The organism is Methylophilus sp. Leaf416, assembly GCF_001424665.1.
In the GTDB taxonomy this organism is placed as follows: Bacteria; Pseudomonadota; Gammaproteobacteria; order Burkholderiales; family Methylophilaceae; genus Methylophilus.
The window spans coordinates 80586-99671 of the sequence record NZ_LMQS01000005.1 but is presented as its reverse complement, the minus strand read 5'-3'; the positions used below and the strand labels follow the sequence as shown (position 1 = coordinate 99671).

At 43.0% G+C, this 19086-nt stretch carries 18 protein-coding genes; 16 read left to right on the top strand and 2 right to left on the bottom strand.

Going from position 1 to position 19086, the window contains the following annotated elements:
- The first annotated feature begins 2 nt into the window (after positions 1-2).
- From ASG34_RS12620 to ASG34_RS12545, 16 genes are all read left to right on the top strand, one after another.
- Complete coding sequence (locus tag ASG34_RS12620) at positions 3-1178, top strand: polysaccharide pyruvyl transferase family protein (protein ID WP_055831081.1); 1176 nt, start codon at positions 3-5, stop codon at positions 1176-1178.
- On the top strand, positions 1175-2272 hold the full coding sequence (locus tag ASG34_RS12615) for an acyltransferase family protein (protein ID WP_055831079.1): 1098 nt from the start codon (positions 1175-1177) through the stop codon (positions 2270-2272). Before ASG34_RS12620 ends, ASG34_RS12615 begins: the two co-directional genes overlap by 4 nt.
- The gene (locus ASG34_RS12610) at positions 2269-3954 is read left to right on the top strand and encodes a hypothetical protein (protein WP_055831077.1); all 1686 of its coding nucleotides are present in this window, start codon (positions 2269-2271) and stop codon (positions 3952-3954) included. Before ASG34_RS12615 ends, ASG34_RS12610 begins: the two co-directional genes overlap by 4 nt.
- Positions 3951-5729 (top strand): ATP-binding cassette domain-containing protein, encoded by a 1779-nt coding sequence (locus ASG34_RS12605; protein ID WP_055831075.1) that lies wholly within the window; start codon positions 3951-3953, stop codon positions 5727-5729. The genes ASG34_RS12610 and ASG34_RS12605 overlap by 4 nt, the downstream gene beginning before the upstream one ends.
- Positions 5730-5798: 69 nt before the next feature.
- Positions 5799-6482: an FkbM family methyltransferase gene (locus tag ASG34_RS12600; RefSeq protein WP_200934480.1), complete on the top strand. Its 684-nt coding sequence runs from the start codon at positions 5799-5801 to the stop codon at positions 6480-6482.
- Positions 6483-7376: a hypothetical protein gene (locus ASG34_RS12595; protein WP_055831073.1), complete on the top strand. Its 894-nt coding sequence runs from the start codon at positions 6483-6485 to the stop codon at positions 7374-7376.
- Positions 7373-8179, top strand: coding sequence for a methyltransferase, TIGR04325 family (locus ASG34_RS12590; protein WP_055831071.1), 807 nt, complete (start codon positions 7373-7375; stop codon positions 8177-8179). Before ASG34_RS12595 ends, ASG34_RS12590 begins: the two co-directional genes overlap by 4 nt.
- Before the next feature lie 239 nt (positions 8180-8418).
- Positions 8419-9249 (top strand): hypothetical protein, encoded by an 831-nt coding sequence (locus ASG34_RS12585; RefSeq protein ID WP_055831069.1) that lies wholly within the window; start codon positions 8419-8421, stop codon positions 9247-9249.
- Positions 9250-9268: 19 nt separating this feature from the next.
- On the top strand, positions 9269-10378 hold the full coding sequence (locus ASG34_RS12580; protein ID WP_055831067.1) for a glycosyltransferase: 1110 nt from the start codon (positions 9269-9271) through the stop codon (positions 10376-10378).
- A gap of 36 nt (positions 10379-10414) precedes the next feature.
- The gene (locus ASG34_RS12575; protein WP_157256772.1) at positions 10415-11131 is read left to right on the top strand and encodes an FkbM family methyltransferase; all 717 of its coding nucleotides are present in this window, start codon (positions 10415-10417) and stop codon (positions 11129-11131) included.
- Positions 11128-11967 (top strand): glycosyltransferase, encoded by an 840-nt coding sequence (locus ASG34_RS12570; RefSeq protein ID WP_055831063.1) that lies wholly within the window; start codon positions 11128-11130, stop codon positions 11965-11967. Before ASG34_RS12575 ends, ASG34_RS12570 begins: the two co-directional genes overlap by 4 nt.
- 5 nt (positions 11968-11972) lie before the next feature.
- A complete protein-coding gene (locus ASG34_RS12565; RefSeq protein ID WP_055831062.1) occupies positions 11973-12731 on the top strand; it encodes a glycosyltransferase family 2 protein in 759 nt (252 codons plus the stop codon).
- On the top strand, positions 12731-13606 hold the full coding sequence (locus ASG34_RS12560) for an NAD-dependent epimerase/dehydratase family protein (protein WP_055831060.1): 876 nt from the start codon (positions 12731-12733) through the stop codon (positions 13604-13606). The genes ASG34_RS12565 and ASG34_RS12560 overlap by 1 nt, the downstream gene beginning before the upstream one ends.
- A gap of 2 nt (positions 13607-13608) precedes the next feature.
- Complete coding sequence (locus ASG34_RS12555; RefSeq protein WP_055831058.1) at positions 13609-14181, top strand: sugar transferase; 573 nt, start codon at positions 13609-13611, stop codon at positions 14179-14181.
- 21 nt (positions 14182-14202) lie between these two features.
- Positions 14203-16122 (top strand): polysaccharide biosynthesis protein, encoded by a 1920-nt coding sequence (locus ASG34_RS12550; RefSeq protein WP_055831057.1) that lies wholly within the window; start codon positions 14203-14205, stop codon positions 16120-16122.
- Between the two features lie 132 nt (positions 16123-16254).
- Entirely contained in the window at positions 16255-18156 is a 1902-nt protein-coding gene (locus tag ASG34_RS12545) for an ATP-binding cassette domain-containing protein (protein ID WP_055831056.1), read from the top strand.
- A gap of 98 nt (positions 18157-18254) precedes the next feature.
- On the opposite strand, the gene ASG34_RS12540 is transcribed toward ASG34_RS12545, so the two are convergent.
- Both ASG34_RS12540 and flgM read right to left on the bottom strand, forming a co-directional pair.
- A complete protein-coding gene (locus tag ASG34_RS12540) occupies positions 18255-18737 on the bottom strand; it encodes a flagella synthesis protein FlgN (protein ID WP_055831055.1) in 483 nt (160 codons plus the stop codon).
- Positions 18738-18741: 4 nt separating this feature from the next.
- Positions 18742-19059 carry a flagellar biosynthesis anti-sigma factor FlgM gene (gene flgM / locus ASG34_RS12535; protein WP_055831052.1) on the bottom strand — a complete coding sequence of 106 codons (318 nt, stop codon included), beginning with the start codon at positions 19057-19059 and terminating at the stop codon, positions 18742-18744.
- Positions 19060-19086 lie beyond the last annotated feature (27 nt).

The following is a 19086-nucleotide window of genomic DNA, read 5'->3' as shown; positions in this document are numbered from 1 at the left end:
TTATGAAAATTCTACATGTAGCAAGTTTTAGTGGAAACATAGGCGATATCGCCAATCATTATGGTTTCAGAGCATGGTTCGAAAAATTGATCTCAAATGAGATTGACTGGAATGAATTTGAGATCAGAAACGTTTACCGCGGAACAGAAAGGTTTGACGACCAATTCGTTGCTTTAGCCAACGCTTCGGATCTGGTTATTTTCGGTGGAGGAAATTTTTTCGAGCTTTGGGTAGAAAACTCGCCGACTGGAACTTCTATCTCAATAGAAAATGAGATTTTCAATAAAATAAAAACTCCCGTTTTCTTCAATGCCTTAGGTGTTGATGATGGCATGGGCTACAGCGCTTCTACCATTGATAGATTCAATGCTTTTTTTGAGAAGCTTACTCACGAACCTACGCGCTATCTCGTTAGTGTAAGGAATGACGGTGCATTTTCAACCCTGTCGAAACATGTAAAGAATAAAAACAACTTAGCAAAAGTCGTAAAATTACCAGATGGCGGCTTTTTTACTAAGCTACCTCAGACATCATCCAAGAATAAGGAAAATGGTTTGATGGTTGGGATCAATCTTGCAGGCGATATGCTTGATGTGCGATTTCCAGGTAAGGAACACCATGATTACAATAGTTTTCTGAAAGAGTTCAGCAACCTGATACGGGATATATCCGAAAAATGGTCAAATACAAAATTCATCCTGTTTCCACATATATACAGTGACATTAAAGTTTTTTCCGACCTGATGTTCATCTTACCAGACCATATCCGCAGGAATGATTTGATTGTAGCTAAATATGATTCAAATTGCCCATTTGAAGCATCCTCATTTATGGAATATGAAAAATGCGACATATTCTTAGCAAGTAGATTTCATTCTAACGTTGTCGCCTTGGGAAATAACATTCCTACAATAGGTTTAAATAGTTATAAACAGATTCACGGTTTGTATGATGAAATCAATATGTCGAAATACTTAGTCAATGTTAAAGAACACACATTTTCTAAAAAAATCATGGATTTAATAACCGAAATGACCGAATCCGATCAGCTTGCATATGAAATTTCAAATGTAAAACTAAACATAGAAAAATCATTAGATCAGGCGATTTCAGAGATTAGTGCTTGGCTACAAACTAATCACATACAAATCCAAAATCCAGATAACTTTAAGTCGTGAACCAAGCAACAATCAAGAACTACAGCAACTTTGATTATTTAAGAGCTATTTCTGCTGTAGTTGTTTTCATCAGCCATCTATTTCAGATTTTTTGGATGCCTGTTGTCGGGAGTGACCATCCATTAAGCCACTTAATGCACCATGCAAGCGTTGTTGCAGTGCTGACTTTCTTCGTACTTAGCGGATATGTCATTGCCATGAGTCTGAATAGGAATCTTGGGATCAATAATGGCAAATTTCACGAAACCGAATATTTCGTAAGCCGTATTATCAGGATTTACCCACCATTTATCTTTTCAATTCTTCTAGTAGTTTTCATATACATTATTGTGAATGTGCTGAAATTACCTGGTACAACAAGTCCTCTTTCTACCACTATAGATCTGTATCAGGCGCGCGAATATTTCACTCTAAATTTTAGGGAAATCCTCACTGCATTCGCCTTGCTGAATGGTTTAGAACAAATGAACGGACCTTTGTGGAGTCTATATATTGAGGTCAGGATGTATATTTTTGCTGGCCTTCTAGTTTTAATCATTAATTCCGGCCGCGGGTCTTTTAAACAGATTTCAAGTACTCTTTTATTTTTGGTTTTAGCTAGATCCTTTATCCAAAATCCCGTCACTATCCACTATGCATCCTGGTGGCTGGTTGGTTCAGCCTTTTTTATTTGCTACGAATCTTCCAGACCCAGTGTAAAATTAATTTCGGCTATTTCAATAGCCATTTTATTTGGAACAATCATTTTTTCTACTCAAGAAAAAGTAAGCGACACCATTCTTGCATTCTTTTTTATTTTTACAGTTTTTGTAGTAGCAATGAATACACGCTGGCTGCTCGGTAGCTTCATGAAAAAAATCGCGAACTACTCTTATAGCCTTTACATCATCCATTTCCCAATCACGTTATTTGTATATTCTTTGTATTTGTTACTTATTGATAACCATGACATTTACATGCGGTTAATTTTCTCAGCAACCCTATTCTTCCTGATCATGCAATTCAGCAGATCAGTCGCAAGCCATCTTGAAGACACAAAAACCTTCAAGAAGGTGTTCTATGGCATTTTCAAGAGAAAAATCCAACCATTATGAAAACAATGTTTTTTTCCTTGAATGCTGCAATTTGGTTACATGCTTTACCAGAAAGTATATTAGCGAAGGCCCTAAAGAAAAGTGGCCATGAAATCACTTATGTTTCATGCAATCAGACGTTTCCAGACTATTGTACAAGCATGAGTGCTTTTGGCTTGGAGCCATCTTCTGATAACTCCTTAAAGCGAAACATTTGTAAACAATGCAATAAAAATGCAACTCAAATAGCCAAGGTTGCTAGTAATAAACACCTGAACCTATCCTCATATGTAACCAATGAGCATGTGAGTGAAGTAAAAAAACTTGTCTCGCAATTAACTCAGGATAATTATCTTGATTTTGAATACCTGGGCGTTCCCGTTGGTAGGATCGCAACATATGAACCCTACCTAAAATTCAAAAAAATGACTACCGTGCTAGATGATGCACAATGGAAAGCTTATCTCCAACATATTGAAAGCTGCCTGATATCCCTGCTGGGCTTTTCAAGAATTTATGCTCAAGAGAATCCCAGTAAAATCTTTATCTACAGCCCCCAATATGGAACAAATGGGGTTTGCGCAGAATACGCAATTCGACACGGCAGTAAAGTTTATTTTATTGAAGGTAGTTCTAGCAACTCGGAACGCTACAGTGCTCTGCGAGTTTGGAGTTGGGGTAAACATAAACTAGTTAACCCGGCACTTGCACACTGGGATCAAGTTAAGCAGTTTGTTACAAAACAAGATATAAACAGAATTCATGGTCATTTATCTGAACTGTATAAAGCCAGTTCTTTTGCCGTATTTTCAAATGCAAAAAAAGGAAATTTAGATCTTAGGGACCACTACAAAATCCCTAAGGACTCTAAAATCATACTGGCGAGTTTAAGTAGTTATGATGAAGCTTATTCAGCCTTTGTCATTGGTGCATTTCCAGCAAAAAAAGTGAACAGTTCTGTATTCAGCGACCAGTTCATATGGATTCAAAATACGATTGAATATATCTCAAAACATGAGAATCTTTTTTTGATCATCCGCGTTCACCCGAGAGACTACCCAAATAAGCGAGAGTTGATACAGTCGGAACAATCAAAGAAATGGGAGTCTATACTCTCGAATCTACCTTCCAATGTCGTTGCCAACATGCCAAATGAAGGCCTGTCGATCTATGACATCCTGGATCAAGTCAATCTTGTAATCACCGGTTGGTCGGCAACAGGAGTCGAAGCATTGTTGCATGGTGTGCCCGTAGTGACCTATGACTTTAATCTGCCATCGTATCCGGCGGATATTCATTTCACTGGAGATAATTTGCAAAGCTATTTTGCAAATATTGAAAATGCGCTTAATGATGAAAATAAAATCCAACGGGTGCTGCATGCATTTAGATGGTTAGCTGTGAGTTTTTCTATGGGGACTGTGCAGCTAGCTCAAATGACAGAGGTCGGAAAAAACTGGCAGCCTTCCTTAATTAATAAGATCTCGAAACGCCTGCTAAACAAAATATTCAGGCGTTTATGGATGAAAATGGACTTGAGTAAAGAATTCAAGAATGCTGAAGAAGAAAAACGCTTTTTAAAATTCTTTGAAACTGATGCGGATTCACTTTATGCCTCAGGGTTGATCGGAAACGCACCGCTGACAGATGATCTGTTACTAGCCAACTTAACAATTGATCCAGATTTCAGGCGTATAAAATGATTGCTAGTTTTAAAAAACGTTTACCGATTCCGGCTTACATCATTGACGCTCTTCAACAGGTTGTTTTCACTCGCTTAGTACTTATGAGTGTGTTCCTGGCTATATCGGACCTGGCTGGCATATTGCTTATCTTTCCATTTGTGTCGCTGGCAATGAATCCAGACTATATTCAAAGCCATCAATTTCTGACATTTTTTTTTACAGATCTGAGTCACAGTAAATTGATCATATATTCAGGCATTTCATTAATCGTAGCTTATTTAGTTAAAGCTCGACTCCACCAAAAGGTGCTTAGAAGTCAAAATGAAATTATTGCAGGATTTACAAAGGATTTAACTGATAATTTCCTGCATAAAACGATTAATGCCAAATATGAGTTTTTTAGCAAACTTTCAACTTCCAGACTAGCTGGAATAGCATTCTCCAATACTATTCATGCATCCATTACACTGCAGATGATGCTCAGCATTTTGACAGAGCTATTTTTCTTATTACTTCTGCTGATAACTTTTATTGTGTCTATGCCATTTGTGGCATTAGGCATCATTTTCATTTCACTTCTATATTTTGTTTTTCTATACAAACCGATTAGTAAAAAAGTTACTTATTTAGGCGTGTTACAGAATAACATCGAAAACCTCAGGCACAGGGTGCTGCACTCTTTGGCCGCATCGATTCGTGACATAAAAATCATGAGCCTTGGCCCGACTATTGAATCATACAGTCGTGACATTTCAAGCAAATTCGCTGAATCAAACTGGATGTTTGCAACGACCCAAGGATTAACCAGAATTTATCTTGAAACATTAATGTTAATCGGGATTGTGATATCAATCATATTATTTCTTTCTCATGGTTCTGATATACAAAAAGCCACCCCGCTTATCGCATTAGCCACATTGGCTGCGTTAAAGGCATTACCCTCTCTGGCTAAACTTATATCATCAATTAACGCTTATAAATACTCATGCCGTTTCGTTCAGCACCTACTTGATACATCTATACAACTAGATAGTAATCAACAATTAAAACGAGATGATTCTTTGAGTTTCGATCAGCAATTCTGCATTGATAATCTATATTTTAGCTATGGTGACAAACCAACGCTGAAAAGCATTTCCATGACGATCCAGAAAGGCTCGTCAGTAGGCATCGTAGGACCGTCAGGCTCCGGAAAATCAACGCTGCTTGATATCATCACTGGTCTCTTGGAAACTAAACAAGGCGTTTTTTCTCTCGATAACCAGGTGATTGAGCCTTTTAGCAGTAAATCATTTTCCTCAATCCTGGGTTATGTTCCACAATCCATCACACTGTTTGATGAAAGTATTTCTTACAACATCACATTTGAAGCTCATCCAGATAAAAACCGTTTAAAACAGGCAATCGAGATATCTAAGTTGGATCACTTTATTGAATCCTTACACGATAAAGAGGCGACTAAAATCGGTGAAGGCGGAATTAATTTGTCTGGCGGGCAAAAGCAACGGCTGGCAATTGCCAGAGCAATCTACAAAGCACCTGAAATTCTGGTTTTTGATGAGCCGACCAGTGCATTAGATTCCATTACCGAAAAAGCTTTTATCGCCGACATTGCAAAGCTTCATGGGGTGGTAACGACTATCATTGTGTCTCATAAGCTGTCTAACGTCACTGATTGCGACAATATTTACGTAATGGATAAAGGCACAATCATAGATTCTGGGGTGCATGAGTCATTGCTAGTATCATGCAACCTTTACAAGACGATGTACCATACACAATTAACAAGTTAGAACTCTCGATAGTTTCAGCACTTCTAAGATGACCGATTGTTCAATTCCACGTTCATACATTTAAAATTGATGCGAATACTCCATAAACTTATAAAGTTCCTACCTGACTCAATAAAATACCTGAATAACTCTTATGGTCAGGAAGGTGAAGATATCTTATTACAGAGATTGTTTTCCGGATTAAAAGAAGGCTTTTATGTAGATATTGGAGCTCACCACCCTATCCGCTTTTCCAATACATTTTCTTTCTACAAGAAAGGCTGGTCAGGTATCAACATAGAACCCAATCCAGAAATGTATGCATCTTTTCAAAAAAACCGCTCAAGAGATATAAATTTAAATTGCGGTGTAAATAACTCCAGTGGAACCCTGGACTATTATATGTTTAATGAGCCAGCATTAAACACTTTTGACAAGGAACTCGTGGATGATCGCCTTGCGAAAACAGATTTTTTTGTCAAAAAAACGATACAGATCAAAGTTTATTCTTTAAGTGAATTGCTTGAAAAGTTCGTACCTAAAGATAAGAATATAGACTTCATGTCCGTTGATGTTGAGGGATTAGACCTAAATGTTTTAATGTCGAATGACTGGAATAGATTCAGACCTAAATACCTGCTTACAGAACAGCTGGGGCTAGAGAGCATAGAAAACTTGAACTTCCCGATTCATCATTACATGAAGTCTGTCGATTATCAGGCAAAATTCCGGACATACAATACTATAGTCTATGAAGACTCTAGGAGTGCTTAATTGGAATACGCGCCTATCGCTCTATTTGTATACAACAGACTTCTTCATACTCAAAATACAATACAAGCACTAAAAGCAAATCATCTATCCTCTGAAACTGACCTTATTATTTTCTCTGATGGACCCCGATCTTCAGAACAGAGTAAAAAAGTAGACAGCGTAAGAAACTTTATCAAGTCTATCGATGGTTTCAAGTCGATCAGGATTATCGAGCGGGATCGCAATTATGGTCTAGCGAACTCCATCATTGATGGAGTAACGAAGGTATGTAATGAATTTGGAAAAGCGATTGTTCTGGAAGATGACATTGTCACTTCTACTTACTTTTTAACATATATGAACGATGCGCTTAACCATTATAAGAATAACGAAAAGGTAGCCAGTATTCATGGTTACATATATCCGACTCAAGGTTTACCTGAAACGTTTTTCTTGAGAGGCGCTGATTGCTGGGGTTGGGCCACCTGGAAAGAAAAGTGGGGATTATTCAACTCCGACGGGGTTCAGCTCTTAGACGGCCTTAAAAGGCAGAAACTTTTAAAACGCTTTAACTTCAATGATACCTACCCGTATTCTCAAATGTTAAAAGATCAAATAGATGGAAAAAATGATTCCTGGGCAATTCGCTGGCATGCCAGCGCTTTCTTAAACAATATGTATACCCTATATCCTGGGAAATCTCTTGTTGAAAATATCGGTAATGATGGTAGTGGTACGCATTGCAGCAATACTGAAATTTTCACATCGCACTTATCGGATACCAAGATTAATTATTTCCCAGTGGCAGTTGAGGATGACTTGCTAGCTTTAAAGTTGATTGAAAACTATTTCAAAGCACAAAAAAACAAGTCAATGGATATATTACGTAGAATAAAAAGAAAGCTGGGACTTTGACTTTAAGAAAAATATTGAAACTCTTCTGTCCACCTATTCTGCTTAAAGCCCTTGCACATTTTCGAGGCAACAGAATTCGGTTTATTGGTGATTATGCCCACTGGAGCGACGCTCAAAATCAAGCCATAGGGTACGACAGCGACAATATCTTCGAGAAGGTTAAAGAGTCCACGCAAAAAGTAATTTCTGGACAAGCGGCTTATGAAAGAGATTCCGTTTGTTTTTATGAACCAGCATATCGCTGGCCTTTATTAGCCTGCTTATTATTTATTGCAAATAAACAAAATAACAAACTTAATATTATTGATTTTGGTGGTGCGTTAGGTAGCCTGTATTACCAGCATAGAGATTTCTTGAGTACGATTCACGAGGTGAACTGGTCTATTGTTGAGCAGTCTCATTATGTTGAATACGGAAAAAAACAATTACAAAATAAACAGTTATCTTTCCATTCAACCTTAGCCGAAGGCGTCAGGGGTAACAAAGGAGATGCCATCCTTTTATCAAGTGTTCTTCCATACATTGAAAATCCGCGGCAATTATTAAGTGAAATTGCAGAGTTTAAATTCCAATACATTTTGATTGACAGAACCCCTTTTATTCGATCGGAAAAAGATAGATTAACTGTACAAAGCGTTCCAGAATCCATTTATAAAGCTAGTTATCCTGCTTGGTTCTTTTCAGAAGGTCAGTTTGATAAACTCATGCAAGAGTTAGGATACAAATGCATCTATGAGTTTAGTTGTGATGATGATTTTGAACTAGGAGAAGTTAAAGGTTTCTTGTTTGAAAGAATTTCCTGATAACCTTTAACCCCAAAATGCTCTCTGTTTTCATCGGTTACCATTGCACCTGATGGACCTACTAGCAATGATTCTCAGAAGAATTAGCTAAGCAAACCCAGAGTATTTAACCCAGCTGAAAGAATTTATACATGGAGCATTACGTCACCCTTTTTGACAGCGGCTTTCTGCCTTCAGGCTTATGTTTACATAGCTCCCTGATGAAACATGCTCCCCATTTCACACTTTGGATAGTGTGTATGGACAAAAAAGTTGAGCAACAACTTAGTGAGCTTAACCTTTCCAATATCAAGCTTATATCCTTAGAGTCAGCTGAGAATGATCGCCTGCTTTCCGTTAAAAAAGACAGAAGCAAAGGTGAATACTGCTGGACCATGACCCCATTCACGCCAGAAATAGTATTCCAGCTGGCGCCTGAAGCTAAACGCGTGACTTATCTGGATGCTGACCTGTTTTTTTATGACAATCCAACCTGTTTTTTTGAAGAGTTTGAGAAAACCCATAAAGATGTATTGATCACGGAGCATGGATTTGCACCTGAATATGCGCACTGGGAGGAAGCTAGTGGCAGGTTTTGCGTGCAGTTCCTCACCTTCAACAACACCCCCGAGGCATTTAAGGTGATGCGCTGGTGGCAAGATGCATGCATAGACTGGTGTTATGCACGCATAGAGAAAGATCGTTTTGGTGATCAGAAATACCTGAACCAGTGGCCAGGGCTATTCGAAGAGCATGTGCATATCCTTACGCAGGTAAATAGAACCTTGGCGCCATGGAATGTCAGTTTCTATATGGCGAAGCAAACTCAAGCGCCTGTGTTTTATCATTTCCACTCATTACGGCTGGCTGGTAAAAAAATTGTCAGGCTATATGAGGGCTATCTGATCAGCAAACAAAGTATGTTTTTATATAGGGCTTATATGAGCACACTACAAGAAAAACTAAAGCTGCTGAATATGCAACAAATGGATATCCCTTCTTTCCCTGAAAAAATCTCTCTCTTCATGTTGTTAAGAAGATGCCGCGATTTACTTAAAAAAACAGTAAAATACAGTGTTTTAAAATACTAAGACCTTTAAGGCAAATAATATGGCTAAGGTTGTTATCGTACAGCCCTGGTTTACAGCAGTTGGTCACCCCGCTCAATCTATTTTAAATACGGCTAAAGCTTTAAGTAATTCTACAAGCATTAGCTATTTAGTTTCTGCGCAAGATGGCACCTCTGAAGAACCATTGAATAAGTTGCGTGAACTGGCGGAGGTAGAAAGCTTTAAGGTGGCTACTCCGTCCCTGCGTGAGGGGACGCTAAAAGCACTGGTTAAGCTTTTAAAACTGAACAGACAGAAAAGACACTTTCAGCATGTGTTTTTTTTTGATGCGCACCTGGTATTACTCTCCCTTGTGTGGCCTTTGTTTCATGCTGTTTTAAAACCTCAAAGACTAAGCCTTATCTATCTTATGGGGCCAGAACGTATATTGCGCTCACGTATAGTTACAGGGTTTGTAACTCGCTTCCTGCAGCGTAAAGAAGTGACACTCTATCTGCGTACTGAAGAGCTTATGGCTGCCTGGCTCAAGGCGTTTACCAGCGTAGCACCTGATGGCATACGTTATCTGTCATCGCTGGAATTGCCTGGTCCGCTGCTGCCTATCACGCCCCCCACTATTTGTGACCAGGTCAAGTTCGGCGTCCTGGGCCAGATCCGCAGGGGTAAAGGTCTGGAGTGGCTGGTACCCATGTTTATACGCAAGCCTGAACTAGGTGAGCTTTTAGTCGCAGGCGCATTTAACAATGCCAGCGAGGCTGAAGCAATGGCTTTTTTACAAGGCTTCAGTGGCTTCCGTAATGAGTATCTGGCGGATGATACAATGCTGGCAATTGCACAACAACAACACTACTTGCTCATGCTTTACGATCACTGGGATGCCCGGATGGAAAGTGCAATGCTTTACCTGGCGGCACGTGCAGGTAGGCCCGTAATTGCCTTCGGAAACGGCTGGTGTGGCAGGCAGATCACTGAATATGGTAACGGATTAATTGCCCCTACAAATCACGCCGATATAGAGTCGCTGCTTCAGTCCCTTCCCTCACCGGCTAGCGCAGAATATACAAAACTGCTGTTGGGAGTGGAGAAATTCAGGCAGGCTCATTCGAGTGAGAAACTGCGTGACCTTTACCTTAATGAGTTGGTAAATTAAATGTTCTTAGATAATCTCTTACCTGGCTACATGGGTATGTTAGCTGCCCCCTCCAAGCTGCTGAAGCGTTTTTGCCACAAGGAAATGGTGTCATTCGGGTTGCTGGCTAATTTGCATGTGATGAAACGCAGGCAAATAATCTCTGGCATTGATTCAATCTGGGATATCGGGGCCAATCAGGGTCAATTTGCATTTATGGCCCATTGTGTCTGGCCGCAACTGCCTATTTATAGTTTTGAACCTGACCCGGACAGCTTTTCCCAGCTAAAGCGAAACTTTACCAAATATGCCATTCCCGGCCAGCCGCACAATATCGCATTAGGGGCAGAACAGGCCAGCCTGGAGCTACGTCGTTATGCCAACCCTGTGAACAACTCATTCTTGAACAGGCAGGAGCAGAACGAAAATGAATCTTATGATAAGGTCATTGTAGAATGTAGCACCTTAGACAACCTTCATACAGCCTTGCCAATAACAAAGGCTGCCTTTCTAAAACTGGATGTGCAAGGCTTTGAACTTGCAGTAATAAAAGGTTCAGCGGAGTTTCTGCGGCATTGCCGCTATGTGCTAGCTGAAGTTTCCTTTTCTTCGTCTTATACCAACGGTGCGCATGCTGACGAAGTGATGCTGGCTTTGCGTGAACATGGGTTCGAATGCATACAAATGCTGGATCTTCTGCGCGATAAACAGACCGGTCATATGCTGGAAGCAGACATGCTGTTTGTAAATAAGCGTTTGGACAACCCTCAATGAAGATAAGCATTGCAGTCCCCTCTTTTAATTATGCACGTTTTCTCAGGCAATGCCTGGATAGCATCGCTACACAATCGCATCAAGACATCGAAGTACTCATTGCAGATGGTGGCTCTAGCGATGGTTCGATAGAGATCATAGAAGCCTACTGCCAGGCAGACCCTAGGTTCAAATTCGTCAGCCGCTCTGATACAGGCCAGGCAGATGCAATCAAACGTGCATTTGCACATGCCAGCGGGGATATTCTTTGCTTTCTTAATGCAGATGACTGTTTCCTGCATAGTGATGTTTTCAGCACAGTGCTACATGATTTCCAAAAAAACCCTCAAGTAAGTGTTCTTACTTACGGCGGCGACTATCTGAATGCCGAAGGCAACAAGATAAAGCGGATCAATTACCGCTACCATCCTATGGATGGCTTTCACTGGATGCGCTATAGAACCGCCATCATCCAGCCAGCAACATTCTGGCTGAAACATGTTTACAACCCTGAAGAGTGGCCATCCAATTACCACTTTGTATTTGATGTTGTGTTTTTTTATCAAGCCTATCTTAAATATCAATGGATGGAATCTTCAACGCCGGTGGCGGGCTATCGCTTGCATGGAGAAAACAAGTCTATGTCAGTAAAATCAAAAAGGGTATTTGAGCTGGCGGCTTTTGAAGAGCTGAAGTTTGGAAACGGTTCTTTCAGGGCGCGGTACTTGAAGATACTGGCCACGTTGATATCTAAACTTGAGACTATGGGTAGTTTAGGTAAAAGACTTACCCATGCTATTTACCTATTTAACAACAGCCTTTCATTCCTGAGCTTTTACCGTATCCCCGGGATTTAAATCAGATGAAAATTTCAGTGATAACGGTATGCTATAACAGCGCCGAGACCATCCAGGACACCCTCACCTCAATCGCAAGTCAGGACTATCCAGATGTAGAGCACATCGTGATAGACGGCGGGTCAAAAGATGACACGCTAGAAATGGTGAACGCTGCGTCAAGTGTGAAAAGATTCGTCTCCGAACCAGATAATGGAATTTACGATGCCATGAATAAAGGCATTGCTATGGCAACAGGTGATATTGTCGGCACACTTAATGCGGACGACTTTTATATTGATAACACCGTATTAAGCCAGGTAGCGAATGTATTTTCTGATCCATCAGTAGATGTTTGTTATGCCGACCTGGTGTATGTCTATGCCAAAAATACCAGTAGGATTCTACGTTACTGGCAATCACGGCCGTTTGAGCAAGGACTATTTAAAAAAGGATGGATGCCTGCGCACCCTACCTTTTTTGTGCGGCGAGAAGTGTATGAGCAATGGGGTAATTTCAACCTGGACTTCCCTCGTCAGGCAGACTTTGAATTGACCATGCGTTTTTTGGAGATCAATCAATTAAAATCAGTCTATATCCCGAGAGTCTGGGTAAGAATGCGCGCTGGTGGAGCATCCAATAATAGTATCAGGGGAATTATCAAAGGCAATATCGAAGCCTATCATGCATGTAAACTGCACCGTCTTGAAGTAGGCCCTTTTTTTATAGCCAGAAAAATCTTTTCGCGCATCCCACAGTTTTTTCGTAGAGCAGAGCTCAGATAATGCAACTGCTGATCACAGGTGCCAGTGGTTTTGTCGGAAAAACATTAGCTAAACATTTATACGCTAATGGCAGTGTTTTCAAGGCCATACAACGCGAAGCGCTTGATCCCGAATCATATCCGGGTACATATGAATGTATCATTCATTTAGCGGGGCGTGCCCATGTGATGCACGAAACAGCAGCGGATATTTATCAAGCTTATGCCGAGGTCAATATTGACTACACGCTCAAAGTCGCTGAGTTGGCAAGCCGCCTCAAGATAAAACGTTTTGTATTTATCAGTTCGGTAAAAGTCAACGGCGAGTCATCTGCCCGGCCTTACACCGAAACAGATTTACCAGCACCGTTAGACGAATACGGCCAGACCAAGCTAGAAGCTGAAATCAAGCTAAAAGAATTTTGTGCAGCACACCAGGTGGATCTAGTGATCATTCGTCCTCCGCTTATTTACGGCCCTGGAGTTAAGGCTAACTTCAGGCAATTGATCAAACTGTGTTTATTGCCACTACCTTTGCCTTTTGCCGCTGTGGACAACAAAAGAAGTTTTATCAGCTTGGATAACCTGTCCGATTTTATTGTTTTATGCAGCTGGCACCCCCAGGCTGCGGGCCAGACTTTTCTGGTTGCAGATGGTGAAGATGTCTCTACCGCGACATTAATTAAAAGCATACGCCAGCTAAGCGGGAAGAGTCCCCTGCTGTTCCCTTTACCGGTCTGTTTTCTGACGCTGCTGTTTAAGCTCACAGGCAGATCCAGCCTGGCGTTGCGGTTAATGGGGTCGTTACAGGTGGATATTTCAAAAGCGCGTACTCTGCTCGGCTGGCAGCCTAAGATCAGCTTTAGTGAAGGTATTTCGCGCACATTAAAAGAATGACCATGTTGAAGAGACTACTGGATATATTGCTGACGTTGTGCGGAATAGTAGTATTAATGCCGTTCATTACCATCACTTACCTGTTAGTGAAACTAAGCTCTGCCGGACCGGCTTTATACTGGAGCCAGCGTGTAGGTCGGGAAAACCAGTTGTTCCTGATGCCTAAGTTCCGTTCCATGCGCATAGGCACGCCACAGATCGCCACCCATCTAATGAATCAGCAGGCTGACCCGGATGTATTTTTGACCCCCGTCGGTAGCTTTATCCGCAAGACCAGCCTAGATGAGCTGCCGCAGTTATGGAGTGTGCTCAAAGGTGATATGTCCATCGTCGGGCCCCGCCCGGCTTTGTTTAACCAGGACGACCTGATCAGCCTGCGCACTGAAAACCAGGTACATACCCTGAAACCGGGCATCACCGGCTGGGCACAGATCAATGGCAGGGACGAGATACCTATTCCGGCCAAAGTGACACTGGATGCTTATTATCTTGCGCATCAATCGCTGTGGCTGGATTTCAAAATCATCCTGCTGACCATACTCAAAGTGTTAAGACGTGATAACATCACCCATTAATTGCACCTAATGACCATTTGAATGCTTAAATTGCCTGCTCGCTTTTTATCTGTACTCGCCTATCTGCATGATGGTCTGGCGCTGGCATTGGCCTGGTGGGTGGCATTTCTATTTCGCTTTAACTTTGCAGTGCCCCCGGTGTACATAGGTTTTTTTGTAGCTAGCCTGCCAGCCATTTTTATAGCTTACAGCATCTGTTTTAAAACGTTTGGGCTTTACCGCGGCCTTTGGCGCTTTGCCAGCCTGCCGGATCTTAAGCGTATCGTGCGTGCGATCGCCTTTGGTGCCCTGCTTACTGCCAGCTTTGCTTTGATCGCACACCCTGCTGTCATCATTCCAAGGTCAGTTTTATTCATACACCCGATGTTGCTGGTGATCATGATGGGCGGCAGTCGCTTTCTATATCGCTCATGGAAAGAAAGACGTTTATTTAACACCGTTGCCGCGCAGGGAAAGCCAGTTATTGTGATTGGGGTAGAAGACAGTTCATTTAATTTGATTAAAGAATTAAGCAAGAGCCCCGAATGGCGAGTGGTAGCGATGATAGACCCTAATGGCAAGCTGGTGGGTCGCGAGATCATGCATACCAAAGTGGAAGGTGGCTTGCAGGATATCCCTCAAATTGCTCAGCGCTATGGCTCATTACATTGCATGATTGCGATGCCTGGTAGCCGGCATGAGAAACGCCGTCTTGCAGTGGAGGCCGCACGTCAGGTCGAAGGCATGGAAGTCTTAACCTTACCAGCCATGTCAGACCTGATCAGTGGCCGCGTCAGTTTGTCGCAAATCCGTAAAATTGATGTCGAAGATTTGCTAGGACGCGATGTAGTGCAATTGGATAGCCATGGCTTGAATACCATGCTGGCTAATAAAGTGGTATTGGTATCAGGCGCTGCTGGTTCGATTGGCTCCGAGCTTTGCCGTCAGATTTTGAGCTTTCAACCTGCACAATTGATTTGCCTGGACATTTCCGAATATGCTCTTTACACGCTGCAGCAGGAGTTCAGTCAGTGGTCTACCGATACCGAGCTGGTCTATGTCGTGGCCGATGTAAAAAACCGTGTACGCATCCAGCGTGTGTTGCAGAACCATCAACCTGATGTGGTGTTGCATGCCGGTGCTTATAAACATGTGCCTATGATGGAACATTTCAATGTGGTGGAAGCGTTACAGAATAATGCTTATGGTACCTACCAGATCGCTTCAGCCTGTCAGGCGGCCAGGGTGCCTACCTTCGTGCTGGTTTCAACTGACAAAGCGGTTAATCCAACTAATGTGATGGGCGCTAGCAAACGTCTTGCAGAATTAATTTGTCAGGGATTACAGCATAAGGAAAAATCCGTGACTCGCTTTATTACGGTGCGTTTTGGTAATGTGCTGGGTAGCAGTGGTAGTGTGATTCCTAAATTCCGCGAGCAGATTGCGCATGGCGGGCCCATCACCATTACCCATCCAGATATCACCCGATATTTTATGTCTATCCCTGAGGCGGCACAGTTAGTGCTGCAAGCTGCCACTATGGGCAACGGCGGCGAAGTATTTGTGCTGGATATGGGCACACCGGTGAAAATTATAGACCTGGCACGCGATATGATTAAATTGTCTGGCCTGCAAGAGCATGATATCCGCATTGAATTTACCGGCCTGCGCCCTGGCGAGAAACTCTATGAGGAATTACTTGCCGATGACGAAAACACGTTGCCGACCAGCCACGAAAAACTGCGCATTGCACAGGCCCGTACGGCTGATAGCGTTTGGTTAGCCGACCTGCTGGAGTGGTTAACCAATAGCCCGCATCTAGCTGAATCGCAACTCAAGCAGGACTTGCAACGCTGGGTGGAAGAATACCAGCCTGACAAGCGTCCGGCGCCGAGTATTTCCTTGCGTGGCGACACATTGTCCTTGGATACACTGCCTTCCCCTTCGCAACAGATTCACTGATTTTTACTTACATGCTCACAGGTCAGACTGATCTGTGAGCATGTGCTTTTATTTACGCATCAAGCTTAGTCTATGGTTTGATGTCGTTTACAATGTCGGATCGATTTAACAACCTCTGCTGCAGTCCCCTTTATGCCTCATATTACGCTTGATAATGCTAGCCTAGCATTTGGTCATCACGCCCTGCTTGCCCAGGCTTCATTTCAATTAAACCCAGGCGAACGCGTCGGTTTAATTGGCCGCAATGGTGCTGGCAAGTCCAGTCTTCTCAAAGCCATTGCAGGTACCATCAAACTGGATGACGGCACTGTTTGGCGCGCACCAGGGGTACGCATTGTTTATGTGCCACAAGAACCTGAACTGGATAATGCGCACACAGTTTTTGAAGCGGTGGCAGAAGGCTTGGGCAGCTTGCAGCAAACCATTATTGACTACCATCAGGTCACGCATGATATGGGCATGCCGGATGCCAATATTGAAGCGCTGATGGAACGCATGCAGGCATTACAGCATGAAATGGATGCACAAAATGGATGGGTAGCGCAATCACGGGTTGAAACCGTGCTCAGCCGCTTAAAACTGGATGCAGATGTATTGGTCTCCACGCTTTCAGGCGGCTGGCGTAAACGCGTAGCCCTCGGGCGTGCACTAGTGGCAGAGCCTGAAGTGTTATTACTGGATGAGCCGACCAACCATCTGGACCTCGAAGCCATCGAGTGGCTGGAAGAATTGTTACTGGGGTTTAACGGTAGTGTGTTGTTTATCACCCATGACCGCCGTTTCCTGGACAAGCTGGCGACACGCATTACCGAACTTGATCGTGGCAACCTGACCGACTTTGTCGGTAATTTTTCACAATATCAAATTAAAAAAGAAGAGCTGCTCGCGGTAGAAGAGACTCATGCTGCCAAATTCGATAAATTTCTGGCACAGGAAGAAGTCTGGATCCGTCAGGGCATTAAAGCACGCCGCACGCGTAATGAAGGACGCGTCAGAAGACTGGAAGCACTGCGCCTGGACCGTGCTGCCAGGCGTGAGCGTCAAGGCGACGTCAAACTCAACCTGGATGCGGGTGAACGTAGCGGCAAACTGGTGGCAGAGCTTGATCAGGTCTACAAGTCATATGGCGATAAAACATTGATCAAAGGCTTCAGCACGCGCATTTTACGTGGCGACAAAATTGGTTTGCTGGGCCCGAACGGCATTGGCAAATCCACGCTGCTCAAGCTTATTTTAGGTGACATTGAAGCGGATAGCGGCGACATTCAGCGTGGCACAAAAGTGAATGTTGCTTATTTTGACCAGATGCGCGAGCAGCTGGATGAAGAAGCGACATTGGCCGATACCATTAGCCCAGGCTCGGACTTTGTCGAAATTGGTAATGAGCGTAAACATGTCATCAGCTACCTGGAAGATTTCCTTTTCCCGCCTCAACGCTCACGCTCACCGGTGAAATCACTTTCCGGTGGCGAACGCAACCGTTTACTATTGGCGCGCCTTTTTGCCCGCCCCGCCAATGTCCTTGTACTGGATGAGCCGACCAATGACCTGGATATCGACACGCTGGAACTACTGGAAAACTTGTTACAGGATTACACAGGTACCCTTTTCCTGGTGAGCCATGACCGGGCCTTTCTGGAAAACACTGTCACCCAAGTGATTGCATTTGAAGGACAAGGGAAATTGACGGAATTTGGTGGTGGATATGATGACTGGTTAAGATTTAGCCAGGATCGCAATCAAAAACCCGCTGCCACACAAAAAGCATCGGCCACGCCAGCATCAGCAGCCATGCCTAAGGAAACGACACGCAAAAGCTTGAGCTTCAAGGAGCAACGCGAGCTCGAGACCTTACCTGAAGAGATTGAATTGTTAGAGCAAGAGCAATCAGACATTCAAACACAATTAGCGCAGCCTGATATTTATAAACAAACACCAGAGCTAGCGAAAACCCTACAGGAAAGACTGAGTGAAATTGAAACATTAGTCATGCAAAAGCTGGAGCGTTGGGAAATACTGGAAAGTGCGCGTTAATCCAATTCTATTTAACGTTGGCTTCATTTAATTACACTGCCATCTCAACAATAAAAAAGCCGAATCATACCGATTCGGCTTTTTTATGAAATCTTAAACTAAACAGAGAAGCTTGCGCGTGAACTATTGCCACCATGCGCCTGACCGTTTTTGCCGTACAGCTGTGTGTTATTTGCGGCTTTACCTTGCAGGGCATCCAGTTTTTCCTGATTGCGCTGAAAATGTTTATTGATCAGCACACCATTCAGGCGATTGAGCTCTTTCGCTTGCGCCAATTGCCGCTGGAAATTTACCCAAGCATCATCGATGGCAGGGCTGGAAAGCAACTCCAGCCATTTGGACATCCCATTCTCATTGGCTTCAAATCCTGCCGCCGCAAGTGCTGAGTAGCGTTGGTTGGCTGCTTCACCCAAGGCTTGCAGGAGACCTACCCGCTTGTCTACCATTTGCTCAATGATATCCAGGTCGGCAGAGATCAATGCCGTTTGCTCGTTATGCAAATCGTTAACCAACTCGGCCACCAGGGTGGAATCTGCCTCAAAACTAATGGCCGGAACTGAAGTTCGATCTGCATGACTCATAGCATCATCCTTTATTCGGTTTTATTAAATCTTTAACTGTTTGCAGCAAACCATCCGCCACTTTGGCGGTGTCTACCGAGAAATCGCCACGGGCAATAGCCGCTTTGATTTCATCTACTTTATTAGTGTCGAAAACTTCACCGTTTGCCAAACCGGCTTCCAGTGATTGCAACTGCACCGAAGCTGCAGACAACGTCACATTATCTGTGCTGGGGTTGCCGGAAGCGCTGGTAGTTTTTTCGCTACTTTTGCTATTAGTGCTTTTATCGAGCACTGGTTTATCAACGGTACCAAGTTTTTTAATAGAGTCTGAAATATTCATGCCGCACCTCTGCTTCTGTTTGTCTGG

Coding starts and splice junctions, on each gene's coding strand:
- ASG34_RS12570 (WP_055831063.1), top strand. CDS start 11,128: ATGAAGATAAGCATTGCAGTCCCCTCTTTTAATTATGCACGTTTTCTC.
- ASG34_RS12585 (WP_055831069.1), top strand. CDS start 8,419: ATGGACAAAAAAGTTGAGCAACAACTTAGTGAGCTTAACCTTTCCAAT.
- flgM (WP_055831052.1), bottom strand. CDS start 19,059: ATGAATATTTCAGACTCTATTAAAAAACTTGGTACCGTTGATAAACCA.
- ASG34_RS12560 (WP_055831060.1), top strand. CDS start 12,731: ATGCAACTGCTGATCACAGGTGCCAGTGGTTTTGTCGGAAAAACATTA.
- ASG34_RS12555 (WP_055831058.1), top strand. CDS start 13,609: ATGTTGAAGAGACTACTGGATATATTGCTGACGTTGTGCGGAATAGTA.
- ASG34_RS12600 (WP_200934480.1), top strand. CDS start 5,799: ATGCGAATACTCCATAAACTTATAAAGTTCCTACCTGACTCAATAAAA.
- ASG34_RS12575 (WP_157256772.1), top strand. CDS start 10,415: ATGTTAGCTGCCCCCTCCAAGCTGCTGAAGCGTTTTTGCCACAAGGAA.
- ASG34_RS12580 (WP_055831067.1), top strand. CDS start 9,269: ATGGCTAAGGTTGTTATCGTACAGCCCTGGTTTACAGCAGTTGGTCAC.
- ASG34_RS12550 (WP_055831057.1), top strand. CDS start 14,203: ATGCTTAAATTGCCTGCTCGCTTTTTATCTGTACTCGCCTATCTGCAT.
- ASG34_RS12605 (WP_055831075.1), top strand. CDS start 3,951: ATGATTGCTAGTTTTAAAAAACGTTTACCGATTCCGGCTTACATCATT.
- ASG34_RS12565 (WP_055831062.1), top strand. CDS start 11,973: ATGAAAATTTCAGTGATAACGGTATGCTATAACAGCGCCGAGACCATC.
- ASG34_RS12610 (WP_055831077.1), top strand. CDS start 2,269: ATGAAAACAATGTTTTTTTCCTTGAATGCTGCAATTTGGTTACATGCT.
- ASG34_RS12545 (WP_055831056.1), top strand. CDS start 16,255: ATGCCTCATATTACGCTTGATAATGCTAGCCTAGCATTTGGTCATCAC.
- ASG34_RS12620 (WP_055831081.1), top strand. CDS start 3: ATGAAAATTCTACATGTAGCAAGTTTTAGTGGAAACATAGGCGATATC.
- ASG34_RS12540 (WP_055831055.1), bottom strand. CDS start 18,737: ATGAGTCATGCAGATCGAACTTCAGTTCCGGCCATTAGTTTTGAGGCA.